This window comes from Pseudomonas fragariae (ex Marin et al. 2024), assembly GCF_059621105.1.
In genome coordinates, this window is the sequence record NZ_CM184369.1 from 2,664,564 (window position 1) to 2,686,562 (window position 21,999).

The following is a 21,999-nucleotide window of genomic DNA, read 5'->3' on the forward strand; positions in this document are numbered from 1 at the left end:
AGAGTTGCCGTTGGCTCAGCTCAACAATTCGGAAAATGCCTTGTCGGCTTCCAGCACCGCCGGCAGCCCGGCAAACAGCGCGTCCAGATCGATGCCTTCCATCAGCGGCCCGCCTGACGCCTGCTGCGCCTGAGGTGTCGCGCCGCCGTGAGCTTCCAGGGCATCCGAAATGGTGATGGCCTGGGCGACGATCCTCGGCAGCGATGCGTCAGCCGGTGCCTTCATCGGCGTTGCCTGATAGGCGATAGCCTGTTGAATGACCTTGGGCAGATGCCAGCGACTGGCCAGTTCTGCACCGACCTCCGGGTAGCTGAAACCCAGTTGCAGGGTTTCGCTGGCCGCACGCCCTGGCGTTCCGGCTTTGGCGGCGTTGTTCAGACGCTCGGCAACATCGGGTGCGCCAGTCTGGATCAGTAACTCACCGATGTTATGCATGACCCCGCAGGTAAAGGCGATTTCAGGGTCGACGCCGGTCTGTTTCGCCAGCATCCGGCAGATTCCTGCCACCTGAAAGCTTTTGAGCCAGAACCCCTTGAGATCAAAACTCGGCCCGGCCTTGAATGCACCGGTCACTGCCGAGGCCATGACCAGCGTACGCAGCGTATTGAAACCCAGGCGCATGGCCGCGTCTTCGATACTTGAGGATTCCCTCGAGCCGCGAAAGCGTGCCGAGTTGGCCAGGCGCAGTACCTTGGCGGCAATCACCGGGTCCTTCTCGATGTTGCGGGCGATGCTTTCCAGGTTCGAAGAGGGATTGTCAAATTGCAGCATCAAGTCCTGAGCCACTTTGGGAATACTCGGGAGGCTGTGCAAACCGTCAAAAAGTTGCTCGATACTTGGCATGGCGGGGCCATCCTGTGCAGGGCGGGGGATGATTTCAACCATAGCCAGTTTTTCCTGTTCTGCACGCTTGAGTGTCAATTGTGGGAGGGATGTCTCGACGCACGATGAAAAAAATAATCAAGGACTCGTGGATCGCGCCGATATGGCGATACAAGCGTCTCTGTAAGGTTTCGATACTCGCACCTGTCTGGTGATTGACGCCGCGGCAGGTGTATCGGCTCCGGTTGCTGAACGGCCTGTGGGTTGTAACGTGAAATAGACGGCACTGTTGTGAAGTTTGATTGGCGATCCAGAGATCGTCCTTATTGGTTTTTTGCCGTGGAAGTAACCGCTATGAAAAGTCTGGGTTTCAGCAAAAAGATCCTTCTCGCCGCCGCATTGATTGTGGTCGTGGCGTTCAGTGTGTTCATTGTCGTCAATGACTATCGACAACGTCAGTCGCTCAAATCCAGCGTCAAGTCCGAGTTGCAACAACTGGGTACGCTCACCACACAAAACATTCAGACCTGGCTGGAAAGCCGCATGCAATTGCTGCAGTCGATGTCGCAGCAAATCGCCGCGGATGGCAAGGAACTGCCCCAGTTGCAGCGCGCCATCGGCCTGCCTGCCTACAGCGAAAGCTTTCAACTGAGCTACTTTGGCAGCACCGAAGGCGTAATGTTCTCGGTGCCGTCGGCCAATCGCCCGGCTGACTACGATCCGCGTGCGCGTGGCTGGTACAAGGCGGCACAGAATGCGCCGGGCACCATTGTGACCGAACCCTACATCGCGGCATCCTCCGGCAAGCTGGTCATGACCATGGCCACCCCGGTCAAGTTTCAGAATCAGTTCGTGGGCGTGGCCGGTGCTGATATCGCTCTGGACAACGTCACCAAGATCATCAACTCGCTGAACTTCGATGGCCATGGCTATGCATTTCTGGTCAGTGCCGACGGCAAGATTCTGGTGCATCCGGACAGCAAACTGGTGCTCAAGAACATCAGTGAAGCCTACCCGACCAATACTCCGAAAATTACTACCGGCGTGACTGAAATCGACTCCGGTAAAAAGCCGGAGATCATTTCCTTCACGCCTGTTCAAGGTGTTTCGACGGCCAACTGGTACGTGGCACTGGTCCTCGAGCAGGATTCCGCCTATGCCATGTTGGCCGAGTTCCGTGCCTCGGCCATCACGGCCATGGTGGTAGTGGTGGTGGTGATCATCCTGCTGCTGGGCCTGTTGATTCGCGTGCTGATGCAACCCTTGCATCAGATGGGTCGGGCGATGCGTGACATCGCTGACGGCGAGGGCGATCTGACCAAGCGTCTGGCAATCACCTCGCAGGATGAGTTCGGCGAACTGGCCGAGTCGTTCAACCGTTTCGTCGAGCGTATTCACACCTCGATCCGTGAAGTGGCTTCGACTGCCGCGCAATTGGGTGAGGTTGCCACCCGGGTGGTCAAGGTCTCCAACGCCTCGATGGGCAACTCCGACCAGCAGGCCAACCGTACCGAAAGCGTGGCGGCGGCGATCAACGAACTGGGCGCAGCAGCCCAGGAAATCGCCCAGAATGCGGCACGCACCTCGCAGCAGTCGAGCGATGCGAGCGGCCTGGCCAGCGACGGCCAGAACGTCGTGCAGCAGACCATCAAGGCGATGAACGAGCTGTCCGGGAAGATCAGCGAGTCGTGCGTGAACATCGAAAGCCTGAATGGCAAGACTGCCAACATCGGGCAGATTCTCGAGGTGATCACCAGCATTTCCCAGCAGACCAACCTGCTGGCGCTCAACGCAGCCATCGAAGCAGCGCGTGCCGGTGAAGCAGGGCGCGGGTTCGCGGTAGTGGCCGACGAAGTACGCAACCTGGCGCATCGCACTCAGGATTCTGCCCAGCAAGTGCAGACCATGATCGAAGAGCTGCAGGTCGGCGCTCGCGACGCAGTGACCAACATGACCGAGAGCCAGCGTCAGAGCGAGGACAGCGTCGGCATCGCCAACCTGGCCGGCGAGCGTCTGGGCAGCGTGACCCGCCGTATCGAAGAGATCAACGGCATGAACCAGTCGGTCGCGGCGGCAACCGAGGAACAGACCTCGGTGGTCGAGTCGATCAATGTCGACATCACTCACATCAACACCCTCAACCAGCTGGGTGTCGACAACCTGCGCCAGACCCTGGAAGCCTGCAACTCGCTGGAAGAGCAGGCTGCCCGTCTGCAGCAACTGGTAGGCAGCTTCCGGATCTGATCCGGCCACTCTCTGCGCCGTTGCTCATACCCGGGCGGCGCAGACAGAGCATCTGGAATCGCATCCCGACGCCCTGCATCGCTGACCATGTGCGCATCGCAACAACATCTGCGACAAACTGTTATGACCCCGTCATTCGAGCTTCATGAGGCTGCAACAACACAGGTTCAGTTTGGTTGACAACCGAATGCGACCTGTCCCGGGTTGTGTGCAGACCGAGAAGCCTCATGAACGAAGCCATTCATGTACAAGGCCTGAACAAGACCTTTTCCCACAAAAGCGCGCTCATTGACCTTGCGTTGTCTATACAACCCGGCGAGATGGTTGCGCTGATTGGCGCTTCCGGTTCGGGCAAGTCAACGCTGCTTCGGCATCTCGCCGGCCTGGCGTGCTGTGATCGCAGCAATGGCGGTCAGGTTCAGGTACTGGGGCGCGAGGTTCAGTCCTCCGGTCGCCTCAACAGCCAGGTGCGACGTTTGCGCGCCGATATCGGCTATATCTTTCAGCAATTCAATCTGGTCAACCGCCTCAGCGTGCTCGACAACGTCCTGCTCGGTTGCCTGGGGCGCATGCCGCGCTGGCGCGGCAGTCTGGCGCTGTTCAATAACGAGGAAAAACAGCGTGCGATGGTCGCGCTGGAAAGGGTCGGGCTGGCAGACCTTGCTGCGCAACGGGCTTCGACCCTGTCCGGCGGACAGCAGCAGCGGGTGGCGATTGCCCGTGCCTTGACCCAGCGCGCCGAAGTGATCCTCGCCGACGAACCGATTGCCTCGCTGGACCCGGAATCGGCCCGACGTGTCATGGAAATTCTCGCCGACATCAACCGCCGCGACGGCAAGACGGTCGTGGTGACCCTGCATCAGGTCGATTATGCCGTGCGCTATTGCCCGCGTGCTGTGGCCCTCAAGTCCGGGCGCATCCATTTTGATGGCCAGGCGCAGGACCTCAGCAAACAGTTCCTCAACGACCTCTACGGTGCTGACGCGGATGCGAGTCTGATGATCACCGAGCGAAGCCAGCGCGTGCGGCAAAAAGCCCGCCTCACGCTGGCCAAGGTCTGACGTCGCTTCAACATCCCCCACCTGACATTTTCCGGAGAGCCTGCATGTTCAAGCGTATCGGTCGTCTTCTCGCCTCTGCCGCCTTGCTGACTGCCTGCGCGTTGGGCACGGTCCAGGCCGCAGAAGAAAAAGCCATCAATTTCGGCATCATGTCCACCGAGTCTTCGCAAAACCTGAAAAGTATCTGGCAGCCGTTTCTCGATGACATGAGCCGCAAGACCGGTCTTAAGGTCAACGCCACCTTCGCCTCGGACTACGCCGGCCTGATTCAGGGCATGCGCTTCAACAAGGTGGACGTGGCCTGGCTGGGCAACAAGGCGGCGATGGAAGCGGTGGACCGCTCCAACGGCGAGATCTTTGCCCAGACCTCGGCCGCCAACGGTGACGCGGGCTACTGGAGCCTGCTGATCGTGCGCAAGGACAGCCCGATCAATAGCGTCGAAGACATGCTCAAGAACGCCAGGAGCCTGACCTTCGGCAACGGTGACCCGAACTCCACTTCGGGCTATCTGGTGCCAGGTTATTACGTGTTTGCGAAAAACCACGTCGATGCGTCCACCGCCTTCAAGCGCACCTTGAACTCCAGTCATGAAGTCAACGCCCTGAGTGTTGCCAAGGGGCAGCTGGACGTTGCGACCTTCAACACCGAAAGCTGGGATCGCCTGGCCGTGACCCAGCCCGACAAGGTCGAGCAACTCAAGGTGATCTGGAAATCGCCGCTGATCCCGGCCGACCCGATTGTCTGGAGCAAGGCGCTGTCGGACCAGGACAAGGCCAGGATTCGTGAATTCTTCACCAGTTACGGCGATACCGATGAAGAGAAAACCGTCCTGAAGAACATGCAGATGGGCAAGTTCCTCAAGTCCAGCGACGACCAGTTGTTGCCCATTCGCCAGCTCGAACTGTTCAAGCAGCGCACCGAAGTGGTGGCCAGCACCACGCTGGATGAGCAGGAGAAAGCCACCCGTCTCAAGGAGATCGATGCCAGCCTGAGCAAGTTGCAGGAGCGTATCACCGAGCTGAACCAGAAAACCGCAGGCAGCTCCGCAGGTTGAGCCCGCCGTTCACGATCAGGAGTTCGTCATGACCACTCACGTTGCCTATACCCAGGTTGCGGGCAAACCCAACAGGTCCCGTTATCTGGGCTGGGGCCTGTTGCTCGCTGCACTGGCCTGGGCCTGGCACGGCGCAGAAATGAACCCGATGGCACTGGTTCGCGACTCGTCGAACATGGCCACATTCGCCGCCGATTTCTTTCCCCCAGACTTCCGTGAGTGGCGCAGTTACCTCAAGGAAATGCTGGTGACTATCCAGATCGCTCTGTGGGGCACGGCGCTGGCGATTGTCTGCTCCATACCGCTGGGCATTCTGTGCGCCGAGAACATCACGCCGTGGTGGATTCATCTGCCGCTGCGGCGCTGCATGGACGCTTTTCGTTCGATCAACGAGATGGTCTTTGCGATGCTGTTCGTGGTCGCCGTCGGGCTGGGGCCGTTCGCCGGGGTGCTGGCGCTGTGGATCAGCACCACCGGGGTCCTCGCCAAACTGTTCGCTGAAGCTGTCGAAGCCATCGAGCCCGGACCGGTCGAAGGGGTGCGCGCCACCGGTGCCAGCGCCTTGCAGGAAGTCATCTACGGAGTCATTCCGCAGGTCATGCCGCTGTGGATCTCCTATGCTCTATACCGGTTCGAGTCCAATGTGCGCTCGGCAACCGTGGTAGGAATGGTCGGCGCAGGCGGCATCGGGGTTATTCTCTGGGAAAATATCCGCGCCTTTGCGTTCGTCCAGACCAGCGCCGTGCTGCTGGTGATCATCGTTGTGGTAAGCGTCATCGACATCATGTCGCAGCGCCTGCGCAAGCAATTCATCTGACAGAAGAGGGGTGTTCAATGAACACTTTTTTTAATCATGCAGTTGTCTAGACAAGATAGTCCGATGTACCGCGAGCTCGCCAACATTTTGCGTGAAGAGCTGACCACCTATCAGCCCGGCGATTTCCTGCCCGCCGAATTCCAGCTGGCCGAGCGCTTCAGCGTCAACCGCCACACCATTCGCCGCGCGGTCGATGAACTGGTGCGTGAGGGCAGCGTGTTGCGACGTCAGGGCAAAGGCACTCAGGTGCTGGAGCGTCCGCTGATTTACCCGATGCAGGCTGACAGCGCCTACAGCAAATCCTGGTCGGCGCAGGGCCTGGGCGTGGAAGCGATCCTGCTGCGTCGTCAGGAATGTCAGGCCAGCCGTGAAGATGCCCGGCATCTGGGAGTGGACGAGCACGCGCCGCTGATCGAACTGCAGACACTGCGCAAACTGGACGGCCAGGCGGTCAGCCTGATCTTCCACCGCTACAGCGCCCGCTACAGCGATTTGCTGGCCGATTACCGCGGCGGCTCGGTGCGCCAGTACCTGGCCGAGCGCGAGTTGCCGTTGAGCCGTGCGCAGAGCCTGATCGGCGCCCGCCTGCCGTCCCGTGAAGAGGCCGCGTGGTTGCTGATGCCCCGACACATGCCGGCGCTGACCGTACTGACGGTTTCCTGCGACGCGGCGGGGCTGCCGGTGGAGCTTTCCCGCTCGGTCAGCCGCGCCGATCGCTTCCAGTATCAAGTGGCGACTCCTTTCAAGACGACCTGACACCGAGGTGTTCCATGCAAGCAACTCCCGAAACAACGGCGCGTCAGCACTGGATGGGCGTACTGGCCCGCGCTCATGCCGATCAGCCGAGCCGCGAGCAGTTAAACCGCCACGAAGGGGCGCTGCGCGACACCGATTACCAGATGATCCGCGCCCCGGAAATCGGCATGACCCTGGTGCGTGGCCGTATGGGCGGCACCGGTTCAGCCTTCAACCTTGGCGAAATGAGCGTGACGCGCTGTGTGGTGCGTCTGGCTGATGGGCGCACCGGCTACAGCTATCTGGCGGGACGCGACAAGCGCCACGCTGAACTGGCGGCGCTGGCCGACGCGCATTTGCAAGGCGCGCAGCAGGCCTGGTGGCTGTCCGAACTGATCGAGCCGCTGGCGCGTGCACAAGCCGAGCGTCGGGCGCGCAAGGACGCCGAGGCCGCGGCAACCAAAGTCGAATTCTTTACCCTGGTCCGAGGAGAAGACTGATGAACGCCGTTCTTTTGCAACCTGCCTTCAGCGATCCGGTACTGGATGCCCAGCGCAGTTTTCGTGTCGCCCTCAAGGCGTTGTCCGGGCCGGGCGTGATCCAGACCTTGCCCACCGCGCATCAGCCGCCGGCCTTGCAGGGCCTGGACAGTGCAACCCACGCCTTGTGCCTGGCGTTGCTGGACCTGGACACGCCAGTGTGGCTGGCACCGGCATTCGATACCCCGGCGATTCGCGCGAACATTGCCTTTCATTGCGGCAGCCCGATTGTCACTGAGCGGCACGCAGCGCGCTTCGCGTTGCTCGATGCGGCGACGGCCCTGCAACTGCACGATTTCGATACCGGCAATGACCGCTACCCGGATCAGTCCTGCACCTTGCTGATCCAGCTGCCTGACCTGCAAGGCGGGCGGATGCTTGCCTGGAGCGGTCCGGGCATCGAGCGACACCATTCGGTGGCCCTGCCGCTGGATCAAGGTTTCTGGGCCGCACGTGAAGCGCGTAATGTTTTTCCTTGCGGGCTGGATGTGTTCTTGGTCTCGGGCAATCGACTGCTCGGCTTGCCACGCAGCACTCGCGTGCAGGAGTGTGCCTGATGTACGTCGCGGTCAAGGGTGGCGAACAGGCCATCGATAACGCTCACCGCCTGCTGGCCAGCAGGCGTCGTGGCGACACCGGCATCGCTGAACTCGACGTCGAGCAGATCCGTCAGCAACTGCCGCTGGCGGTAGCACGGGTCATGAGCGAAGGGTCGCTTTACGACCCGCAACTGGCTGCACTGGCGATCAAGCAGTCGGCGGGCGATCTGATCGAAGCGATCTTCCTGCTGCGCGCCTACCGCACCACGCTGACGCGCTTCTGCGCCAGCCTGCCCATCGACACCTCGGACATGCAGCTCAACCGTCGCTTGTCGGCCACGTTCAAGGACCTCCCCGGCGGTCAATTGCTGGGGCCGACCTTCGACTACACCCACCGTTTGCTGGATTTCACCTTGCTGGCCGAAGGTGAGCACCCGGGCCCGGAAGTCACCCCGCACGCCACGCTGGAGCCCTGTCCGCGAGTGCTCGGGTTGCTGGCCAAAGAAGGGCTGATGAAGCCCGAAGTCGACGATGGCGAACGCGTAGCGGACATCACCCGCGAGCCCCTGGAGTATCCCGCCACTCGTGCCCAGCGCCTGCAGGCGCTGGCGCGTGGCGATGAGGGGTTTCTGCTGGCGCTGGGTTATTCGACCCAGCGCGGTTATGGCCGCAATCACCCGTTCGCCGGGGAAATCCGTATCGGTGAGGTGGAAGTCTGGATAGAACCTGAAGAACTGGGCTTCCCGATCGTGATTGGCGACATCGAAGTCACCGAATGCGAGATGGTCAATCAGTTCGTCGGCTCGGCCAGCGAACCCGCGCAGTTTACCCGCGGTTACGGTCTGGCGTTCGGCAACGCGGAGCGCAAGGCGATGGGCATGGCACTGGTGGACCGTTCGCTGCGCGCTGAGGAATTCAATGAAGAGATCGTCTCACCAGCCCAGCAGGAAGAGTTCGTCCTGGCGCACTGCGACAACGTTGAAGCGGCGGGTTTCGTCTCGCACCTCAAGCTGCCGCATTACGTGGACTTCCAGTCCGAACTGGAGCTGATTCGCAAGCTGCGCACGTCTGCACCGAAACCGGGGAGCGACCAATGACTCATGCACCGACGAACACCGCACAGCAAAGGCCTGCACGGGACGAGGCCTACAACTTCGCTTATCTGGACGAGCAGACCAAACGCATGATTCGCCGCGCCTTGCTCAAGGCGGTGGCGATCCCCGGTTATCAGGTGCCGTTCGGCGGCCGCGAAATGCCGCTGCCGTATGGCTGGGGCACCGGCGGGATGCAACTGACCGCGGCGATCCTGGGCGCCGATGATGTGCTCAAGGTCATCGACCAGGGCGCTGACGACACCACCAACGCGGTCTCGATCAGGCGTTTCTTTGCCCGCACGGCCGGCATCGCCACCACCGAACGCACGCCCGAGGCGACGGTTATCCAGACCCGTCACCGGATCCCGGAAACACCGCTGCACGCCGATCAGATCATGGTCTATCAGGTGCCGATTCCCGAGCCGCTGCGTTTCATCGAGCCCTCGGAAACCGAGACCCGGACCATGCACGCGCTGGATGATTACGGCGTCATGCACGTCAAACTCTACGAGGACATCGCCACTTTCGGCCATATCGCCACCAGTTACGCCTACCCGGTGATGGTCGATGAACGCTATGTGATGGACCCGTCGCCGATTCCCAAATTCGATAACCCCAAGCTGCACATGAGCCCGGCATTGATGCTGTTCGGTGCGGGGCGCGAAAAGCGTCTGTACGCCGTGCCGCCGTATACGCAGGTGGTGAGTCTGGACTTTGAAGATCACCCGTTCGAGGTGCAACGCTGGGAGCAGTGCTGTGCTATTTGCGGCAGCCATGATTCCTTTCTCGACGAGCTGATTCTCGACGATGCCGGGACGCAGAGCTTTGTCTGTTCCGACACCGATTACTGCGCCCAGCGCGTCAAACAGCAGGAGAACGACCGATGATCAGTGCACGTTCACTGGACCCGGCGGGCGAGCGCCTTCCCGAGGCTGTGCAGCCGCTGCTCAAGGTACGCGGTCTGACCCGTCTGTACGGTGTGCAGAAGGGCTGTCAGGACGTCAGTTTCGATCTGTATCCCGGTGAAGTGCTGGGCATCGTTGGCGAGTCCGGCTCGGGGAAATCCACGCTGCTCTCGCTGTTGAGCGGACGTTGCCCGCCGGACCGCGGCAGCATCGACTATCGCAGCAAGGAGGGCGACTGGTTCGACCTGTACAGCGCCAGTGAGGCGCAGCGGCGCACGTTGCTGCGCACCGAGTGGGGCTTTGTCGAACAGAATCCGCGCGATGGTCTGCGCATGGGCGTGTCGGCCGGCGCCAATATCGGCGAGCGTCTGATGGCGCAGGGGGTACGCAATTATCAGCAGTTGCGCGGTGCCGCGCTGGACTGGCTGACCCAGGTGGAGATCGATCCGCAGCGCATCGACGACTTGCCGCGGACCTTTTCCGGCGGCATGCAGCAGCGCCTGCAAATCGCCCGCAATCTGGTCTCCAGCCCCAGGCTGGTGTTCATGGACGAACCCACCGGCGGGCTCGACGTGTCGGTGCAGGCCCGCTTGCTCGATCTGTTGCGCGGGCTGGTGCGCGAACTGGATCTGGCCGTGGTCATCGTCACCCATGATCTGGCGGTCGCGCGGCTGCTGGCTGACCGGCTGATGGTCATGCGTCGCTCGGAAGTGGTCGAAAGCGGCCTGACCGACCAGATTCTCGATGACCCGCAGCACCCGTATTCGCAACTGCTGGTGTCCTCGGTATTGCAGCCATGAGCCGCACTGTCCGAACAGCCTGTACAGAAGAGGTGAGCCCGATGACAACGTTGATCGAGGTCCGTGACCTGTCGAAAACCTTCACCCTGCATCAGCACAACGGCGTGGTCCTCAATGTGCTGCGCGGTCTGAATTTCTCGGTGCGCGCTGGCGAGTGCCTGGTGCTCAGCGGGCAATCCGGCGCGGGCAAAAGCACGCTGCTGCGCACCCTGTACGGCAATTACCTGCCTGCCGCCGGCAGCATTCGCGTGCAGCATGAAGGCGAGTGGACTGAACTGGTTGGCGCAACCCCGCGCCAGGTGCTTGAGGTGCGACGCAAGACACTCGGCTACGTCAGCCAGTTCCTGCGCGTGATCCCGCGTGTGTCCAGCCTGGACGTGGTCATGGAACCGGCCCTGGCGCGCGGCTGGTCCCGTGAGCAGGCGCAGGATCGCGCGCAACTGCTGCTGGGGCGGCTGAACATTCCGCAGCGTTTGTGGCCGCTGGCGCCCAGTACGTTTTCCGGTGGCGAACAGCAGCGCATCAACATCGCGCGCGCATTCATGGTGCCATGGCCGGTGCTGCTGCTCGACGAACCGACTGCGTCGCTGGACGACGCCAACCGCCGGGTGGTGCTGGAGCTGGTCGACGAGGCCAAACAGGCCGGTGCAGCCCTGATCGGTATTTTCCATGACCGCGATGCCCGCGAGGCAGTCGCCAATCGTCAACTCGACATGACCCCGGTGGACCTCACCGCCAAGGAGTTGCTGCAATGCTGAACGAACAGGTTTTCAGTAACGCCCGCGTGGTGACGGCCGAGCAGGTATTCACCGGCACTGTGGTGGTCCGTGACGGCCTGATTGCCGAGGTCGAGAGTGGATGCAGCCAGTTGAGTCAGGCTCAGGACATGCAGGGCGATTACCTGCTGCCGGGGCTGGTGGAATTGCACACCGACAACCTCGAAAAGCACCTGTCGCCGCGTCCGGGTGTCGACTGGCCGTCGATGTCGGCGGTGATCAGCCACGATGCGCAAATCGTCGCGGCGGGGATCACCACGGTGTTCGACGCACTGTCGATCGGCGACATCAACCCCAAAGGCAAGCGCATGCAACAATTGCCCGCCATGCTGCAGGCGATTGCCGACGCCAACGCGGCAGGCCTGACTCGTGCCGAGCACCTGCTGCACCTGCGCTGCGAGGTCAGCCACCCGGATACCTTGAGCGTGTTTCGCGATCTGGTGGACCAGCCACTGGTGCAACTGGTCTCGGTGATGGACCACGCGCCCGGCCAGCGTCAGTTTGCCCTGGAGTCCAAGTACCGCGAGTACTACATGGGCAAGTACCACATGAACAACGAGGAAATGGACCGTTTCATCGTTGAACAGGTGGCCAACTCCAACGAGTACGCCGACCGTTACCGGCGTGCGATCGTCGAACTGTGCCTGGCGCGCGGCCTGTCGATTGCCAGCCACGACGATGCAACCATGGCGCATGTCGAGGAGTCGGCGGGTTTCGGCATGAACATCGCCGAGTTCCCGACCACACTCGAAGCGGCCCGTGGCTGTCGGCAACTGGGCATGAGCGTGTTGATGGGCGCACCGAACATCGTGCGCGGCGGCTCGCACTCCGGTAACGTGGCGGCAGCATCGCTGGCCACGGACGGGCTGCTGGATATTCTGTCCAGCGATTACTACCCGGCCAGCTTGTTGCAGGCTGCATTCATGCTCGCCGCTCAGGACAACGCATGTGACCTGCCGCAGGCGATCAACATGGTCAGCCACACGCCGGCCGTGGCTGCCGGGTTGGCGGATCGTGGTGAAATACGTGTCGGGCTGCGCGCAGATCTGATCCAGGCACGTGATCATGCCGGCCTGCCGGTTATCGACAAGGTCTGGCGACAAGGCAAGAGGGTGTTTTGATGGTTGGCAGGTTGATCTATCTCATCGGGCCGTCCGGATCAGGCAAGGACAGCCTGCTGGACGCGGCCCGGGATACCTTGGCGCAACGTGATTGCCGGATCGTTCGGCGGGTCATCACCCGTTCCGCCGAAGCGGTGGGCGAGGCGGCGCAGGCGGTGACTGTCGAGCAGTTCGAGCAGATGCGCGAGCGAGGCGCGTTCGCCCTGAGCTGGCAGGCCAATGGTCTGCACTACGGCATTCCCGTCGAGATCGATCAGTGGCTGCTGGAAGGCCATGACGTCCTGATCAACGGCTCCCGGGCGCATCTGCAAAAGGCGCAGGCGCGCTATCCCACGCTGCTGGCGGTGTTGCTGACGGTCAATCAGGAGGTGTTGCGCAAGCGCCTGCTGGCACGCAACCGGGAAAGCCTCGCGGAAATCGAGGAGCGCCTTGCGCGCAACTCGCGCTTTGCCGGAGATTTGCTGGCGAGCAACCCGCAGGTCTTCCCGCTGGATAATTCCGCTGACCTGCAACACACCGTTGCCACGCTGCTCGGCCTGCTCGACAAGCGTCACGCATGCGCCTGACCCTGTTGGGCACCGGTGACGCCCGGCAGGTGCCGGTCTACGGTTGTCAGTGTGTGGCGTGTGCTGCCGCGCGGACCAATCATGATCTGCGCCGCTTGCCGTGCAGCGCGCTGATCGAGTGCGCCGACCAGCGCTGGTTGATCGACAGTGGCCTGACCGACCTCACCGAGCGTTTCCCGCCGCGCAGCCTGAGCGGGATTCTGCAGACGCATTACCACGCCGACCATGCGCAGGGGCTGTTGCACCTGCGCTGGGGCCAGGGGCTGGTGATTCCGGTGCACGGCCCGGCGGATCCGGAAGGCCTGGCCGACCTCTACAAGCACCCTGGCATTCTGGATTTCAGCCAGCCATTCGCGGCCTTCGAACGCCGTGCACTGGGCGCGTTGCACGTCACAGCGCTGCCACTGACGCACTCAAAGCCTACGTTCGGCTACCTGTTCGAAGGTGACGGGCAACGTTTTGCCTACCTGACCGACACCGTCGGCCTGCCCGACGACACCCGCGAGTACCTGCAACGTGCACCGCTGGATCTGCTGGTGCTCGACTGCTCGATGCCTCCACAGCCTCAGCCGCCGCGTAATCACAACGACCTGACCCTGGCGCTGCAAACCATCGAGTGGCTGCGACCGGGCAGGGCGGTGCTGACGCACGTCGGCCATACGCTGGATGCGTGGTTGATGAGGCACTCCAAACAGTTGCCGGGCAATGTAGTGGTGGGGAGGGATGGTATGACGGTGGTCTGAGCGACGTCTTCACATCGCCCCGATCTCCGGCTTGCCCGTTCTCGACCCGCCATAAATCGGCGGATGCGTGACGATGTGGGTCAGGTCGACCGCCGAGGCCAGCAGTTTCTGCAGGTCGGGACGCGGACGTGACAGGCGTGGATCATTCAGTGTTGCCTGCTCGATCGCTGCAGCGCAGGCCAGCAGCTTCGCATCGCTACGAAACCCGCCGATGACCTGCAGCCCGAACGGCATGCCGTTGTGGTCGGTGCCGCAGGGCAGGGACAGCGCCGGGTTGGTGGTCAGGGTGATGGTGTAGCACAGCGCCAGCCAGCGGTAGTAATTGTCCAGGGGCACGCCGTTGACTTCGCGCAGGTACAGCTCGCTCCAGGGGAAGGGCGAGACTGGCGTGGTGGGCGCGAGGATCAGGTCGTATTCCTCGAATTGTTTCTGAAAACCGCGAAAGATCCGGCTTTGCTCGCCATGCGCCTTGACGCAGTCCTGCAAAGACATCGCGGCACCCATGTCGAAATTGGCGCGGGTGTTGGGCCCCAGTGCATCAGGATCGCAGTCGTGAGCGTCCTGCAGCCCGGCGACGAAGGCTTCGGCACGCAGGACGTCGAAGGTGCGATGGGCGCTGGTCAGGTTCAGGTCGATGGCTTCGCAGGACTTGAACAGCGATTTCAGGGCGCTGATCTTTTCCCGAAAGACGGCACGGATTCTGTCATCCACAGCACACGCGCCGAAGTCTTCGCTGTAGCCGACGCGCAACTGGCTGAGGTCGATCGGGCGCGGTGCGAACTCGTCGGCGGCGATGGCATAACTCAACGGGTCGGACTGCCCCAACCCGGCGCTGGCGCGCAGTTGCAGCAGGGTATCGGCAACATTGCGGCCCATGGGGCCTACCACTGAAATCGGTGTCCAGCCGAGCTTCTTGCGTTCGCTCGGCACCAGCCCAGGTGAAGGACGCAGGCCGACGATACCGCACAGCGCTGCGGGAATGCGCAGCGAACCGCCGGTGTCCGAGCCGCTGCACAACGGCACCATGTCCACGGCCAGTGCGGCGGCTGATCCACCCGAGGAACCGCCGGCATTCAGTTCAGGATTGAACGGGTTACCGGTCGCGCCCCACACCACATTGCGGGTATTGGCGCCTGCGCCCAGTTCCGGAACATTGGTCTTGCCGACCATTATTGCCCCGGCCGCACGCAGGCGCGCGACGAACAGGTTGTCCTGCGCGGGAATGTTGTCGCGAAACAGTTGCGAGCCGTAGGTGGTGAGGACCCCGGCGGTTTCTTCCAGGTCCTTGATGCCGATTGGCAGGCCATGCAGCAGCCCCAGCGGTTCGCCTTGCATAACGGCCTGTTCGGCCAGCAGTGCCTCGTCGCGGGCGCGCTCGAAACAGGTTGCGGCGAACGCATTGATCTTCGGGTTCAGGCTTTCAATCCGCTCGATACAGGCGTCCAGCAACTCCACCGGAGAGAGCTGTTTGTTGCCGATCAGCGCACGCAGTTCGGTGGCGGATTTACCGAGCAGCTCGGACGAGTTTTGCATGGAGTGTTCCTCGCTGGAGTTAGGTATAACGCTGGGTGCGGAGTAAGGGTACGATACTGGCCCGAATGTTCATCGTTCCGCACGCTCCGCGTGGGAATGCAGTTCGTGACGCTCTGCGTCACACATCCCCCAGCGCCAGAATCGTCGCGACCAGTGCCTGGCCTCTGGGCACCAGGGTGTTCAGTTCCAGGTACTCGCGGTCGGTGTGGACCTTGCCGCCCACCGGGCCGAGGCCGCACAGGGTCGGGATCCCCAGGCTGGCGGTGAAGCCCGAGTCGGCGCAACCTCCGGTGAATTCGCCCTCCACGCTGAAACCCAGCTCCTGCGCGAGGCCCTGATAAATACTCAGCAACTCGGTACTGTGCCGGGCTTCCATCGGCAGGAAGGTGGTGGCTTCCAGCAGTCTGGCCGACGTGCCGGACAGTTCCTCTTCGGCGACGATAGCCTGCACGGCTGCAAGTATTTCCGCCCATTGGCGAAGCTCGACAAAACGCACGTCGAGCTTCGCCGTGGCGCTGGGCGCTACCGTATTGCTGGAGGTACCGCCGGAGATCAGCCCGACATTGGTGGTGATGCCCGCCGCGTAATCAGTCAACGCATGCAACTTGATTATCTTGTGCGCCAGCGCCTGAATGGCGCTGGCGCCGTCGGCATGATTGACCCCTGAATGCGCCGCGCGGCCGCTGACTTCGATGATCAGCGTGGCACCGCCTTTGCGCGCGCTGACCACATTGCCACTGGCGCGTCCCGGCTCGGGGTTGAGCACCGCGCGCGCCTGGCGGGCGTAGTGTTCGATGTGATTGCGAGCGCTGGCGGAGCCGATTTCCTCGTCGCCGGTATACAGAATCTGCACCGGGAACGGCAGCGGGCCTGCGCGCTTCAACGCCTTCAGCGCAAAGCAGTTGAGCACCAGTCCGCCTTTCATGTCGGCCACGCCAGGGCCGTAGGCCAGCTCGGCGTCCCTGGTATAGCCGCGGGTGGACGTGGTGCCTTTCGGAAACACCGTGTCGCGGTGCCCAAGCAATAGCACCGGCTTGCCGGGTCCACCGGGCAGTTCAGCTAGCAGCACATCGCCGAAACCCTCGACCGGGATACGCTGGACGCTGATTCCGTCAGCCTGCAATTGCGCGCAGAGCAGCTCACCGACTGCGTCGACGCCGACCTTGTCATAACTGTTGGAATCGGTATCGACCAGGCGCTGCAGCAGCGCTTCCATCGCCTCATATTGCTCAGCCAGCCACGCAGTGGCGTGCAGTTGTGCTTCATTCATTCACTCAGCTCCTGTGCCCGTTGTTCCCGGGTCAGTCGTGCGCCGTCCGTGCCCAGGTCCCAGAACAGTCCGGCCATGATTTGCAGGCTCTCCTTGACCACCGGAGCCAGCAAGTGCTCGTCAGGTGCATGCTGCGAGCACGCCGGGTATGAGTGTGGCACCCAGACCGTCGGCAGGCCCAGCACTTCAGCGAACACGTCATTGGGCAGCGAACCGCCCAGATTGGGCAGCAGCGCAGGTTTCTTGCCCGTGGTGGCGGCCAGCGAATCCAGCGCCCAGCCGACCCACGGGCTGTCCGGCGACAGGCGCGTGGCGTGCATCACGTCCATGCGGGTCTGCCTGACCTCGACGCGATCGAAGCCATGGGCATCCAGGTGCGCGCGCACCGCGGGGATGAAGGCGTTGTAATCGCTGTCGACCACAAAGCGAATGTGACACAACGCGTGAGCCTTGCCGGGAATGGCGTGTACCGGGGCGTCCGGGTTGCCGGTCTTGAAAGCGAGCACGTCGAGGGTGTTCCAGCCGAAGACTTTTTCGCTGAGCGACAGCGCCGGGTTGCCCCAGTCGGCGTCGATGTCCGGGTCGCCGGGGCCGCCGCCGACCTCGATATCCGCCAACGCGGCCTTCACTGCGTCAGGGATGGCTTTGGGCATCAGCCCTGCAACTTTCACCCGGCCATGCTCATCGACCATGCTGGCGATGGCATTGGTCAGAATGATGCCCGGGTTAGCCAGCAGGCCGCCCCAATTGCCGGAATGGTGCGCGCCTTCGCGCAGGTTCACCGTCAGCTCGAAGTTGAACACCCCGCGCGAGCCGAGAAACAGGGTAGGGCGTGCCGCTGCGAGGCGCGGGCCATCGGAGGCGATAAAGATGTCGGCGGCGAGCTCTTCAGAATGGGCCTGGCAGAACGCGCTCAGGCCGGGAGAGCCATCTTCTTCGCCCATTTCCAGAAGCAGTTTGACGTTGAAGCCCAGCTTGCCATCGCGAGCCTTGAGGGTCTGCTCCAGTGCCGTCAGGTTGATCAGGTGCTGGCCCTTGTTGTCGGCGGTGCCGCGCCCGTACCAGCGCTCGCCACGTTCGATCACCTGCCATGGCGACAGGCCGGTCTGCCACTGTGCGTCATAGCCGCGAACCACGTCGCCGTGGCCGTAACTGAGCAGCGTCGGCAGTTCAGCGGCTTCGATGCGCGTGGCGATCATCAGCGGGCCACGCCCGGCGACCGGGTTGTCATGCACGGTAACGCTGAAACCCAGGCGCTCGACATGCGGGGTGATGAACTCATGAAGATAACGATACAGCTCGGGCAGGCTCTCGGCCTCCTGGCTCTGGGTCGGGTAGGCAACGCTTTTGCCGAGCAGGGCGAAAAACGCGCCGTTGTCGAACTGTTCAGTGACGTTTTCGATGGCGTGCGAACGGCTACTCATGAGGGTATCTGCTCCAGAGGTTTCGAGGTGTCGTGCAGGTGGCAGCGAACGGTTCCGCCTTCCATGCGGCCAATGGCCGGGGCTTTTTCCTTGCACACCGGCATGCACGCCGGGCAGCGCGGATGAAAGGCGCAGCCGGACGGCGGCGACATGGGATTGGGAAAGGTCCCGTGCAAACCCAGGTCGGGAATGCCCAGGTGCGGGTCCGGGGTCAGCACCGAGTCCAGTAACGCCTGGGTGTAGGGATGGCCGGGCCGGGCGAACAAGGATTCGCGGCTGCGCTCTTCAACGATCCGCCCCAGGTACATGACCGCCACGCGGTCGGCCAGATGTTCGATGACGGCCAGGTTGTGGCTGATCAGCAGGTAAGTCAGGCCGAACTCCTGCTTGAGGTCCTGCAACAGATTGAGGATCTGCGCCTGCACCGAAACGTCCAGCGCCGAAGTCGGCTCGTCGCAGATCAACACATCCGGACGCATCACCAGCGCCCGGGCAATCGCCACACGCTGGCGCTGGCCACCGGAAAGCTGGCTCGGGTAACTGTCGATCACGCGTTTGGGCAAGCCGACCACGTCCATCATCGCTTCGGCGCGCTGGCGACGTTCTGCCGGGGTGCCGATGCCATGCACGATCAGCGGCAGCGTGACGATCTCGCGCAGGGTCTTGCGCGGGTTGAGTGACGAGTAGGGGTCCTGAAAGATCGGCTGAATGCGCCGCGCCATCTCCTTGCGGTCGGTGCCGGCGAGGTGCTTGCCGTTGACCAGTACGTCGCCGCTGCTGGGCGCAAGCAGCCCCAGCAGCATCTTCGCCAGGGTACTTTTACCGCAACCCGATTCGCCGACCAGCCCGAGTGTTTCGCCGCGCATCAGGCGCAACGACACACCATCGACGGCTTTGAGCGTGGCATCGGGTTTGAAAAAACCACGACTGATGCTGAATTCGCGGCGTATATCGCACAGCTCCAGCGCAATGTCTTTCTTGACGCTGGCAGTCGGAACCTGTTTCACGGCGGTATTCATGACGGTGCGCCCTCACGGTGAAACACAGGTTCGGCGCCCGCTGCGGCAAACAGGCAGCGAGTCATGTGGTTGTGGCTATTGATCGGCGGGACGTCGTCGGCGCAGGCCGGGATCGCCTGCGGGCAGCGATTGCGAAATGCGCAGCCGTGTTGCTCGCCCACCAGACTGGGCACCAGCCCTGGAATCGACCCCAGCGGCTGGCCCGGCTGAGTGCGTCCGGGGATCGGAATGCTCGCCAGCAAGCCGCGGGTATAGGGGTGTTGCGGGTTCTCGAACAACTCGATGGCCGGGGCGGTCTCGACGATCTGTCCGGCGTACATCACCGCGACCCGGTCGGCGATACGTGCCACCAGCCCCAGGTCGTGGGTGATGAAGATCACGGCCAGACCCAGCTCCTTCTGAATGTCGCGGATCAGGCGCAGGATCTGCGCCTGAATGGTCACGTCCAGCGCAGTGGTCGGTTCGTCGGCGATGATCACGTCCGGTTCGCACATCAGGGCCATGGCGATGATCACCCGCTGGCGCAGGCCGCCGGACAATTGGTGCGGATACTGGCGCAAGCGCTCGCCCGCGTTGCTGATTCCGACTTTATCGAGCATCTGCGCGGCGCGCTGCAGTGCCTCCTTGCGCGACACCTTGCGGTGTCGGGTGAGCACTTCGCTGAGCTGATCGCCAATGCTGTAGGCCGGGTTCAGCGAGGTCATGGGCTCCTGAAAGATCATCGCCAGACGGTTGCCGCGCAGGTCGCACATCTGCCGCTCGCTCTGGGTCAGCATGTCGATGCCGTCCAGGCTCAGTGTCGTTGCGGTACGCCGGGCCTTGCGCGGCAGCAGGTCCATGAGCGCCAGCGAAGTCAGGGATTTGCCGCAGCCTGACTCGCCGACGATGCACAGCATTTCGCCGCGCTCGACCTGAAAGTCCAGGCCGCGCACTGCGTGAAGCGTGTCTTGCCCGAGAGGAATCTCGACGCGCAGGTTTTCAACATGTAACAGCGCCATGTGCGTATCTCCTCTGTCAGTTGCGCCCGTCGGGCAGGATCAGGTCGCGCAGGCCGTCACCGACCAGGTTGATGCCCAGCACCAGCACCATCAGGGCGACGCCGGGGATGGCGATGACCCAAGGGGAAAAGAACATGTACGGTTTGCCCTCGGCGATCATCAGCCCCCATGAAGGAATGGGCGGCTGCACGCCGACCCCGAGAAACGAAAGCGCCGACTCGAGGAGGATCGCGTGAGCCATTTCCAGCGTAGCGACGACGATCAGCGCACCGACCAGATTGGGCAGGATTTCACTGGCCAGAATGCGCAGCGTCGAACAACCCAAGGCCTGGGCCGAGGCGACGTATTCAGCGTCGCGAATCTGCTGCACGGCAGCGCGCACCACCACGGCAAAGCGGTCCCAGAGCAGGCAGCCAAGCAACACGATCACCACTTTCAGCGAGCCACCGATCAAGGATGCCGAGGCCAGCGCGATCATCACCACCGGCATCGCCAGGCGGGTGGTGATCAGGTAGCTGATCAGTGCATCGGTCTTGCCGCCAAAGTAGCCGGCCAACAGGCCCATGATGGTGCCGATGATCCCGGAGATCAGCGCGGCCGAGAAGCCGATGAACAACGAGATGCGTGCGCCGTAGAGCAGGCGCGACAGGTAATCGCGGCCCAGTTTGTCGGTGCCCAGCACGTAGTCCCAGGTGCCGTTGGCCATCCACACCGGCGGTTTCATGCGCAGCATCACGTCCTGCGCATAAGGGTCGTAGGGTGCCAGCCAGGGCGCGAATAGCGCGCCAAGCAGGATGACCAGCAGCAGTACCGCGCCGATGGCGAAGCCGCGATGCGCAAAGCTGCTGCGTAACGTGCGCCAGACGCTGCGCGCCGGAGGCTGGTAATCGTTGATCAGCAGCGGCGATGAGGTGGTTGTGCTCATGGGGCCTCCTATTTCACGCGGATGCGCGGGTCGAGCAGTGCGTTGAGCACGTCGGCCAGCAGGGTGAGGACGATGTAGATCACCGCGATCAACAGCACGACCGCCTGCACCACCGGGAAGTCGTCACGGGCAATTGCGTCCCAGGCCAGCTGGCCAATGCCCTGCAGCGAGAAAACCGTCTCGATGACCACCGAACCGCCGAGCATGAAACCGAATTCCACGGCGGCGAGGGCCACCACCGGAATCAGCGCGTTGCGCAGCGCATGCTTGAACAGCACGGTGGCAGGGCGCAGGCCCTTGGCTCGTGCGGTGCGGATGTAATCGGAGTTGAGCACGTCGAGCATGCCCGCACGGGTCAGGCGCATGATCGCCGGCGTGGCGTAATAACCGAGGGCGATGGCCGGCATCACGAAGTGCGCCCAGGTCGAATTGCCGGATACCGGCAGCCATTTCAGGGTGACCGAAAACACCACGATCAGCATCAGTGCGAACCAGAAACTCGGCATGGCCTGACCCAGTACTGCGATGCTCAGTGCCAGGCGATCAATCCACGTGTCACGTTTCACCGCGGCCAGCACGCCCAGCGGAATGGCGATCAGCAGCGCAATACTCAGGGCCATCGCACCCAGCCCGAGGGTGATCGACAGCCGTGAGGCGATCAGGTTGTAGACCGACTCCTGAAAGAAGAACGAGTCGCCCAGATCAAGACGCACCACGTCGGCCAGCCATTCGAAATACTGCGTAACCAACGGCTTGTTGAGGCCGTACTGCACGCGGATCTGTTCGATCTGCTCGCTGCTGGCTTCCGGCCCGCCGATGGCAGTGGCCAGATCGCCGGACAGGTGCAGCAGGGAAAAGCTGATCACCGACACGGTAATCGCTACGCACAGGGCAATACCCAGGCGGCGCAAGAGAAATCCGAACATGGCAAGTGACCTTGTGTTCAGGGAATGACGGGGTGGCTGACCCTGCTGCAAGGCGCGGCATGCGCCTTACAGCCAGGCTGGCCGACT

At 62.5% G+C, this 21,999-nt stretch carries 22 protein-coding genes and 1 pseudogene; 15 read left to right on the forward strand and 8 right to left on the reverse strand.

Annotated features, from left to right (window positions below):
• Window positions 1-15: 15 nt before the first annotated feature.
• Complete coding sequence (locus AC54XV_RS11880) at window positions 16-843, reverse strand: HDOD domain-containing protein (RefSeq protein WP_024638442.1); 828 nt, start codon at window positions 841-843, stop codon at window positions 16-18.
• Between the two features lie 333 nt (window positions 844-1,176).
• Here AC54XV_RS11880 and AC54XV_RS11885 point away from each other — a divergent pair.
• From AC54XV_RS11885 to phnP, 15 genes and pseudogenes are all read left to right on the forward strand, one after another.
• A pseudogene (locus AC54XV_RS11885) lies at window positions 1,177-2,208 on the forward strand (HAMP domain-containing protein); the annotation flags it as partial.
• Window positions 2,209-2,301: 93 nt separating this feature from the next.
• Window positions 2,302-3,066 carry a methyl-accepting chemotaxis protein gene (locus AC54XV_RS11890; RefSeq protein WP_370661143.1) on the forward strand — a complete coding sequence of 255 codons (765 nt, stop codon included), beginning with the start codon at window positions 2,302-2,304 and terminating at the stop codon, window positions 3,064-3,066.
• A gap of 227 nt (window positions 3,067-3,293) precedes the next feature.
• Window positions 3,294-4,127: a phosphonate ABC transporter ATP-binding protein gene (gene phnC, locus AC54XV_RS11895; RefSeq protein WP_011267538.1), complete on the forward strand. Its 834-nt coding sequence runs from the start codon at window positions 3,294-3,296 to the stop codon at window positions 4,125-4,127.
• Between the two features lie 44 nt (window positions 4,128-4,171).
• Window positions 4,172-5,182 (forward strand): phosphonate ABC transporter substrate-binding protein, encoded by a 1,011-nt coding sequence (phnD, locus tag AC54XV_RS11900; protein ID WP_011267539.1) that lies wholly within the window; start codon window positions 4,172-4,174, stop codon window positions 5,180-5,182.
• 28 nt (window positions 5,183-5,210) lie between these two features.
• Window positions 5,211-5,999, forward strand: coding sequence for a phosphonate ABC transporter, permease protein PhnE (phnE, locus tag AC54XV_RS11905; protein ID WP_011267540.1), 789 nt, complete (start codon window positions 5,211-5,213; stop codon window positions 5,997-5,999).
• 36 nt (window positions 6,000-6,035) lie between these two features.
• Window positions 6,036-6,755 carry a phosphonate metabolism transcriptional regulator PhnF gene (gene phnF / locus AC54XV_RS11910; protein WP_024642913.1) on the forward strand — a complete coding sequence of 240 codons (720 nt, stop codon included), beginning with the start codon at window positions 6,036-6,038 and terminating at the stop codon, window positions 6,753-6,755.
• 14 nt (window positions 6,756-6,769) lie between these two features.
• Entirely contained in the window at window positions 6,770-7,234 is a 465-nt protein-coding gene (gene phnG, locus AC54XV_RS11915) for a phosphonate C-P lyase system protein PhnG (protein ID WP_058399482.1), read from the forward strand.
• Window positions 7,234-7,830: a phosphonate C-P lyase system protein PhnH gene (gene phnH / locus AC54XV_RS11920; protein ID WP_058399483.1), complete on the forward strand. Its 597-nt coding sequence runs from the start codon at window positions 7,234-7,236 to the stop codon at window positions 7,828-7,830. Before phnG ends, phnH begins: the two co-directional genes overlap by 1 nt.
• Window positions 7,830-8,909 (forward strand): carbon-phosphorus lyase complex subunit, encoded by a 1,080-nt coding sequence (locus AC54XV_RS11925; protein WP_024638435.1) that lies wholly within the window; start codon window positions 7,830-7,832, stop codon window positions 8,907-8,909. The genes phnH and AC54XV_RS11925 overlap by 1 nt, the downstream gene beginning before the upstream one ends.
• Window positions 8,906-9,793, forward strand: coding sequence for an alpha-D-ribose 1-methylphosphonate 5-phosphate C-P-lyase PhnJ (locus tag AC54XV_RS11930; protein WP_003403604.1), 888 nt, complete (start codon window positions 8,906-8,908; stop codon window positions 9,791-9,793). The genes AC54XV_RS11925 and AC54XV_RS11930 overlap by 4 nt, the downstream gene beginning before the upstream one ends.
• Window positions 9,790-10,611, forward strand: a complete 822-nt coding sequence (phnK, locus tag AC54XV_RS11935) for a phosphonate C-P lyase system protein PhnK (protein ID WP_003403603.1) — start codon at window positions 9,790-9,792, stop codon at window positions 10,609-10,611. The genes AC54XV_RS11930 and phnK overlap by 4 nt, the downstream gene beginning before the upstream one ends.
• A 41-nt stretch (window positions 10,612-10,652) precedes the next feature.
• Entirely contained in the window at window positions 10,653-11,369 is a 717-nt protein-coding gene (phnL, locus tag AC54XV_RS11940) for a phosphonate C-P lyase system protein PhnL (RefSeq protein WP_058399484.1), read from the forward strand.
• Window positions 11,363-12,508, forward strand: coding sequence for an alpha-D-ribose 1-methylphosphonate 5-triphosphate diphosphatase (locus AC54XV_RS11945; protein ID WP_003403601.1), 1,146 nt, complete (start codon window positions 11,363-11,365; stop codon window positions 12,506-12,508). Before phnL ends, AC54XV_RS11945 begins: the two co-directional genes overlap by 7 nt.
• Complete coding sequence (phnN, locus tag AC54XV_RS11950; protein WP_003403600.1) at window positions 12,508-13,074, forward strand: phosphonate metabolism protein/1,5-bisphosphokinase (PRPP-forming) PhnN; 567 nt, start codon at window positions 12,508-12,510, stop codon at window positions 13,072-13,074. Before AC54XV_RS11945 ends, phnN begins: the two co-directional genes overlap by 1 nt.
• Window positions 13,065-13,817: a phosphonate metabolism protein PhnP gene (gene phnP / locus AC54XV_RS11955; protein WP_496718731.1), complete on the forward strand. Its 753-nt coding sequence runs from the start codon at window positions 13,065-13,067 to the stop codon at window positions 13,815-13,817. Before phnN ends, phnP begins: the two co-directional genes overlap by 10 nt.
• A 9-nt stretch (window positions 13,818-13,826) precedes the next feature.
• Here the strand turns inward: phnP and AC54XV_RS11960 are convergent, their stop codons facing one another.
• The 7 genes from AC54XV_RS11960 to AC54XV_RS11990 form a co-directional block, all read right to left on the reverse strand.
• Complete coding sequence (locus AC54XV_RS11960; RefSeq protein WP_058399485.1) at window positions 13,827-15,350, reverse strand: amidase; 1,524 nt, start codon at window positions 15,348-15,350, stop codon at window positions 13,827-13,829.
• A gap of 118 nt (window positions 15,351-15,468) precedes the next feature.
• Window positions 15,469-16,620: a M20 family metallopeptidase gene (locus tag AC54XV_RS11965; protein WP_096134881.1), complete on the reverse strand. Its 1,152-nt coding sequence runs from the start codon at window positions 16,618-16,620 to the stop codon at window positions 15,469-15,471.
• Window positions 16,617-18,044, reverse strand: a complete 1,428-nt coding sequence (locus AC54XV_RS11970) for a M20 family metallopeptidase (protein WP_496718733.1) — start codon at window positions 18,042-18,044, stop codon at window positions 16,617-16,619. Before AC54XV_RS11970 ends, AC54XV_RS11965 begins: the two co-directional genes overlap by 4 nt.
• Entirely contained in the window at window positions 18,041-19,063 is a 1,023-nt protein-coding gene (locus tag AC54XV_RS11975) for an ABC transporter ATP-binding protein (RefSeq protein ID WP_054092302.1), read from the reverse strand. Before AC54XV_RS11975 ends, AC54XV_RS11970 begins: the two co-directional genes overlap by 4 nt.
• On the reverse strand, window positions 19,060-20,061 hold the full coding sequence (locus tag AC54XV_RS11980) for an ABC transporter ATP-binding protein (RefSeq protein WP_024652364.1): 1,002 nt from the start codon (window positions 20,059-20,061) through the stop codon (window positions 19,060-19,062). The genes AC54XV_RS11975 and AC54XV_RS11980 overlap by 4 nt, the downstream gene beginning before the upstream one ends.
• Window positions 20,062-20,077: 16 nt before the next feature.
• Entirely contained in the window at window positions 20,078-20,986 is a 909-nt protein-coding gene (locus AC54XV_RS11985; protein WP_003408073.1) for an ABC transporter permease, read from the reverse strand.
• Window positions 20,987-20,994: 8 nt separating this feature from the next.
• Complete coding sequence (locus tag AC54XV_RS11990; protein ID WP_003348343.1) at window positions 20,995-21,912, reverse strand: ABC transporter permease; 918 nt, start codon at window positions 21,910-21,912, stop codon at window positions 20,995-20,997.
• Window positions 21,913-21,999 lie beyond the last annotated feature (87 nt).

What these genes read in the sequence shown, in the direction of transcription:
- AC54XV_RS11880 (WP_024638442.1), bottom strand. Translation starts at nt 843, where the DNA reads ATGCCAAGTATCGAGCAACTTTTTGACGGTTTGCACAGCCTCCCGAGT.
- AC54XV_RS11890 (WP_370661143.1), top strand. Translation starts at nt 2,302, where the DNA reads ATGGGCAACTCCGACCAGCAGGCCAACCGTACCGAAAGCGTGGCGGCG.
- phnC (WP_011267538.1), top strand. Translation starts at nt 3,294, where the DNA reads ATGAACGAAGCCATTCATGTACAAGGCCTGAACAAGACCTTTTCCCAC.
- phnD (WP_011267539.1), top strand. Translation starts at nt 4,172, where the DNA reads ATGTTCAAGCGTATCGGTCGTCTTCTCGCCTCTGCCGCCTTGCTGACT.
- phnE (WP_011267540.1), top strand. Translation starts at nt 5,211, where the DNA reads ATGACCACTCACGTTGCCTATACCCAGGTTGCGGGCAAACCCAACAGG.
- phnF (WP_024642913.1), top strand. Translation starts at nt 6,036, where the DNA reads ATGCAGTTGTCTAGACAAGATAGTCCGATGTACCGCGAGCTCGCCAAC.
- phnG (WP_058399482.1), top strand. Translation starts at nt 6,770, where the DNA reads ATGCAAGCAACTCCCGAAACAACGGCGCGTCAGCACTGGATGGGCGTA.
- phnH (WP_058399483.1), top strand. Translation starts at nt 7,234, where the DNA reads ATGAACGCCGTTCTTTTGCAACCTGCCTTCAGCGATCCGGTACTGGAT.
- AC54XV_RS11925 (WP_024638435.1), top strand. Translation starts at nt 7,830, where the DNA reads ATGTACGTCGCGGTCAAGGGTGGCGAACAGGCCATCGATAACGCTCAC.
- AC54XV_RS11930 (WP_003403604.1), top strand. Translation starts at nt 8,906, where the DNA reads ATGACTCATGCACCGACGAACACCGCACAGCAAAGGCCTGCACGGGAC.
- phnK (WP_003403603.1), top strand. Translation starts at nt 9,790, where the DNA reads ATGATCAGTGCACGTTCACTGGACCCGGCGGGCGAGCGCCTTCCCGAG.
- phnL (WP_058399484.1), top strand. Translation starts at nt 10,653, where the DNA reads ATGACAACGTTGATCGAGGTCCGTGACCTGTCGAAAACCTTCACCCTG.
- AC54XV_RS11945 (WP_003403601.1), top strand. Translation starts at nt 11,363, where the DNA reads ATGCTGAACGAACAGGTTTTCAGTAACGCCCGCGTGGTGACGGCCGAG.
- phnN (WP_003403600.1), top strand. Translation starts at nt 12,508, where the DNA reads ATGGTTGGCAGGTTGATCTATCTCATCGGGCCGTCCGGATCAGGCAAG.
- phnP (WP_496718731.1), top strand. Translation starts at nt 13,065, where the DNA reads ATGCGCCTGACCCTGTTGGGCACCGGTGACGCCCGGCAGGTGCCGGTC.
- AC54XV_RS11960 (WP_058399485.1), bottom strand. Translation starts at nt 15,350, where the DNA reads ATGCAAAACTCGTCCGAGCTGCTCGGTAAATCCGCCACCGAACTGCGT.
- AC54XV_RS11965 (WP_096134881.1), bottom strand. Translation starts at nt 16,620, where the DNA reads ATGAATGAAGCACAACTGCACGCCACTGCGTGGCTGGCTGAGCAATAT.
- AC54XV_RS11970 (WP_496718733.1), bottom strand. Translation starts at nt 18,044, where the DNA reads ATGAGTAGCCGTTCGCACGCCATCGAAAACGTCACTGAACAGTTCGAC.
- AC54XV_RS11975 (WP_054092302.1), bottom strand. Translation starts at nt 19,063, where the DNA reads ATGAATACCGCCGTGAAACAGGTTCCGACTGCCAGCGTCAAGAAAGAC.
- AC54XV_RS11980 (WP_024652364.1), bottom strand. Translation starts at nt 20,061, where the DNA reads ATGGCGCTGTTACATGTTGAAAACCTGCGCGTCGAGATTCCTCTCGGG.
- AC54XV_RS11985 (WP_003408073.1), bottom strand. Translation starts at nt 20,986, where the DNA reads ATGAGCACAACCACCTCATCGCCGCTGCTGATCAACGATTACCAGCCT.
- AC54XV_RS11990 (WP_003348343.1), bottom strand. Translation starts at nt 21,912, where the DNA reads ATGTTCGGATTTCTCTTGCGCCGCCTGGGTATTGCCCTGTGCGTAGCG.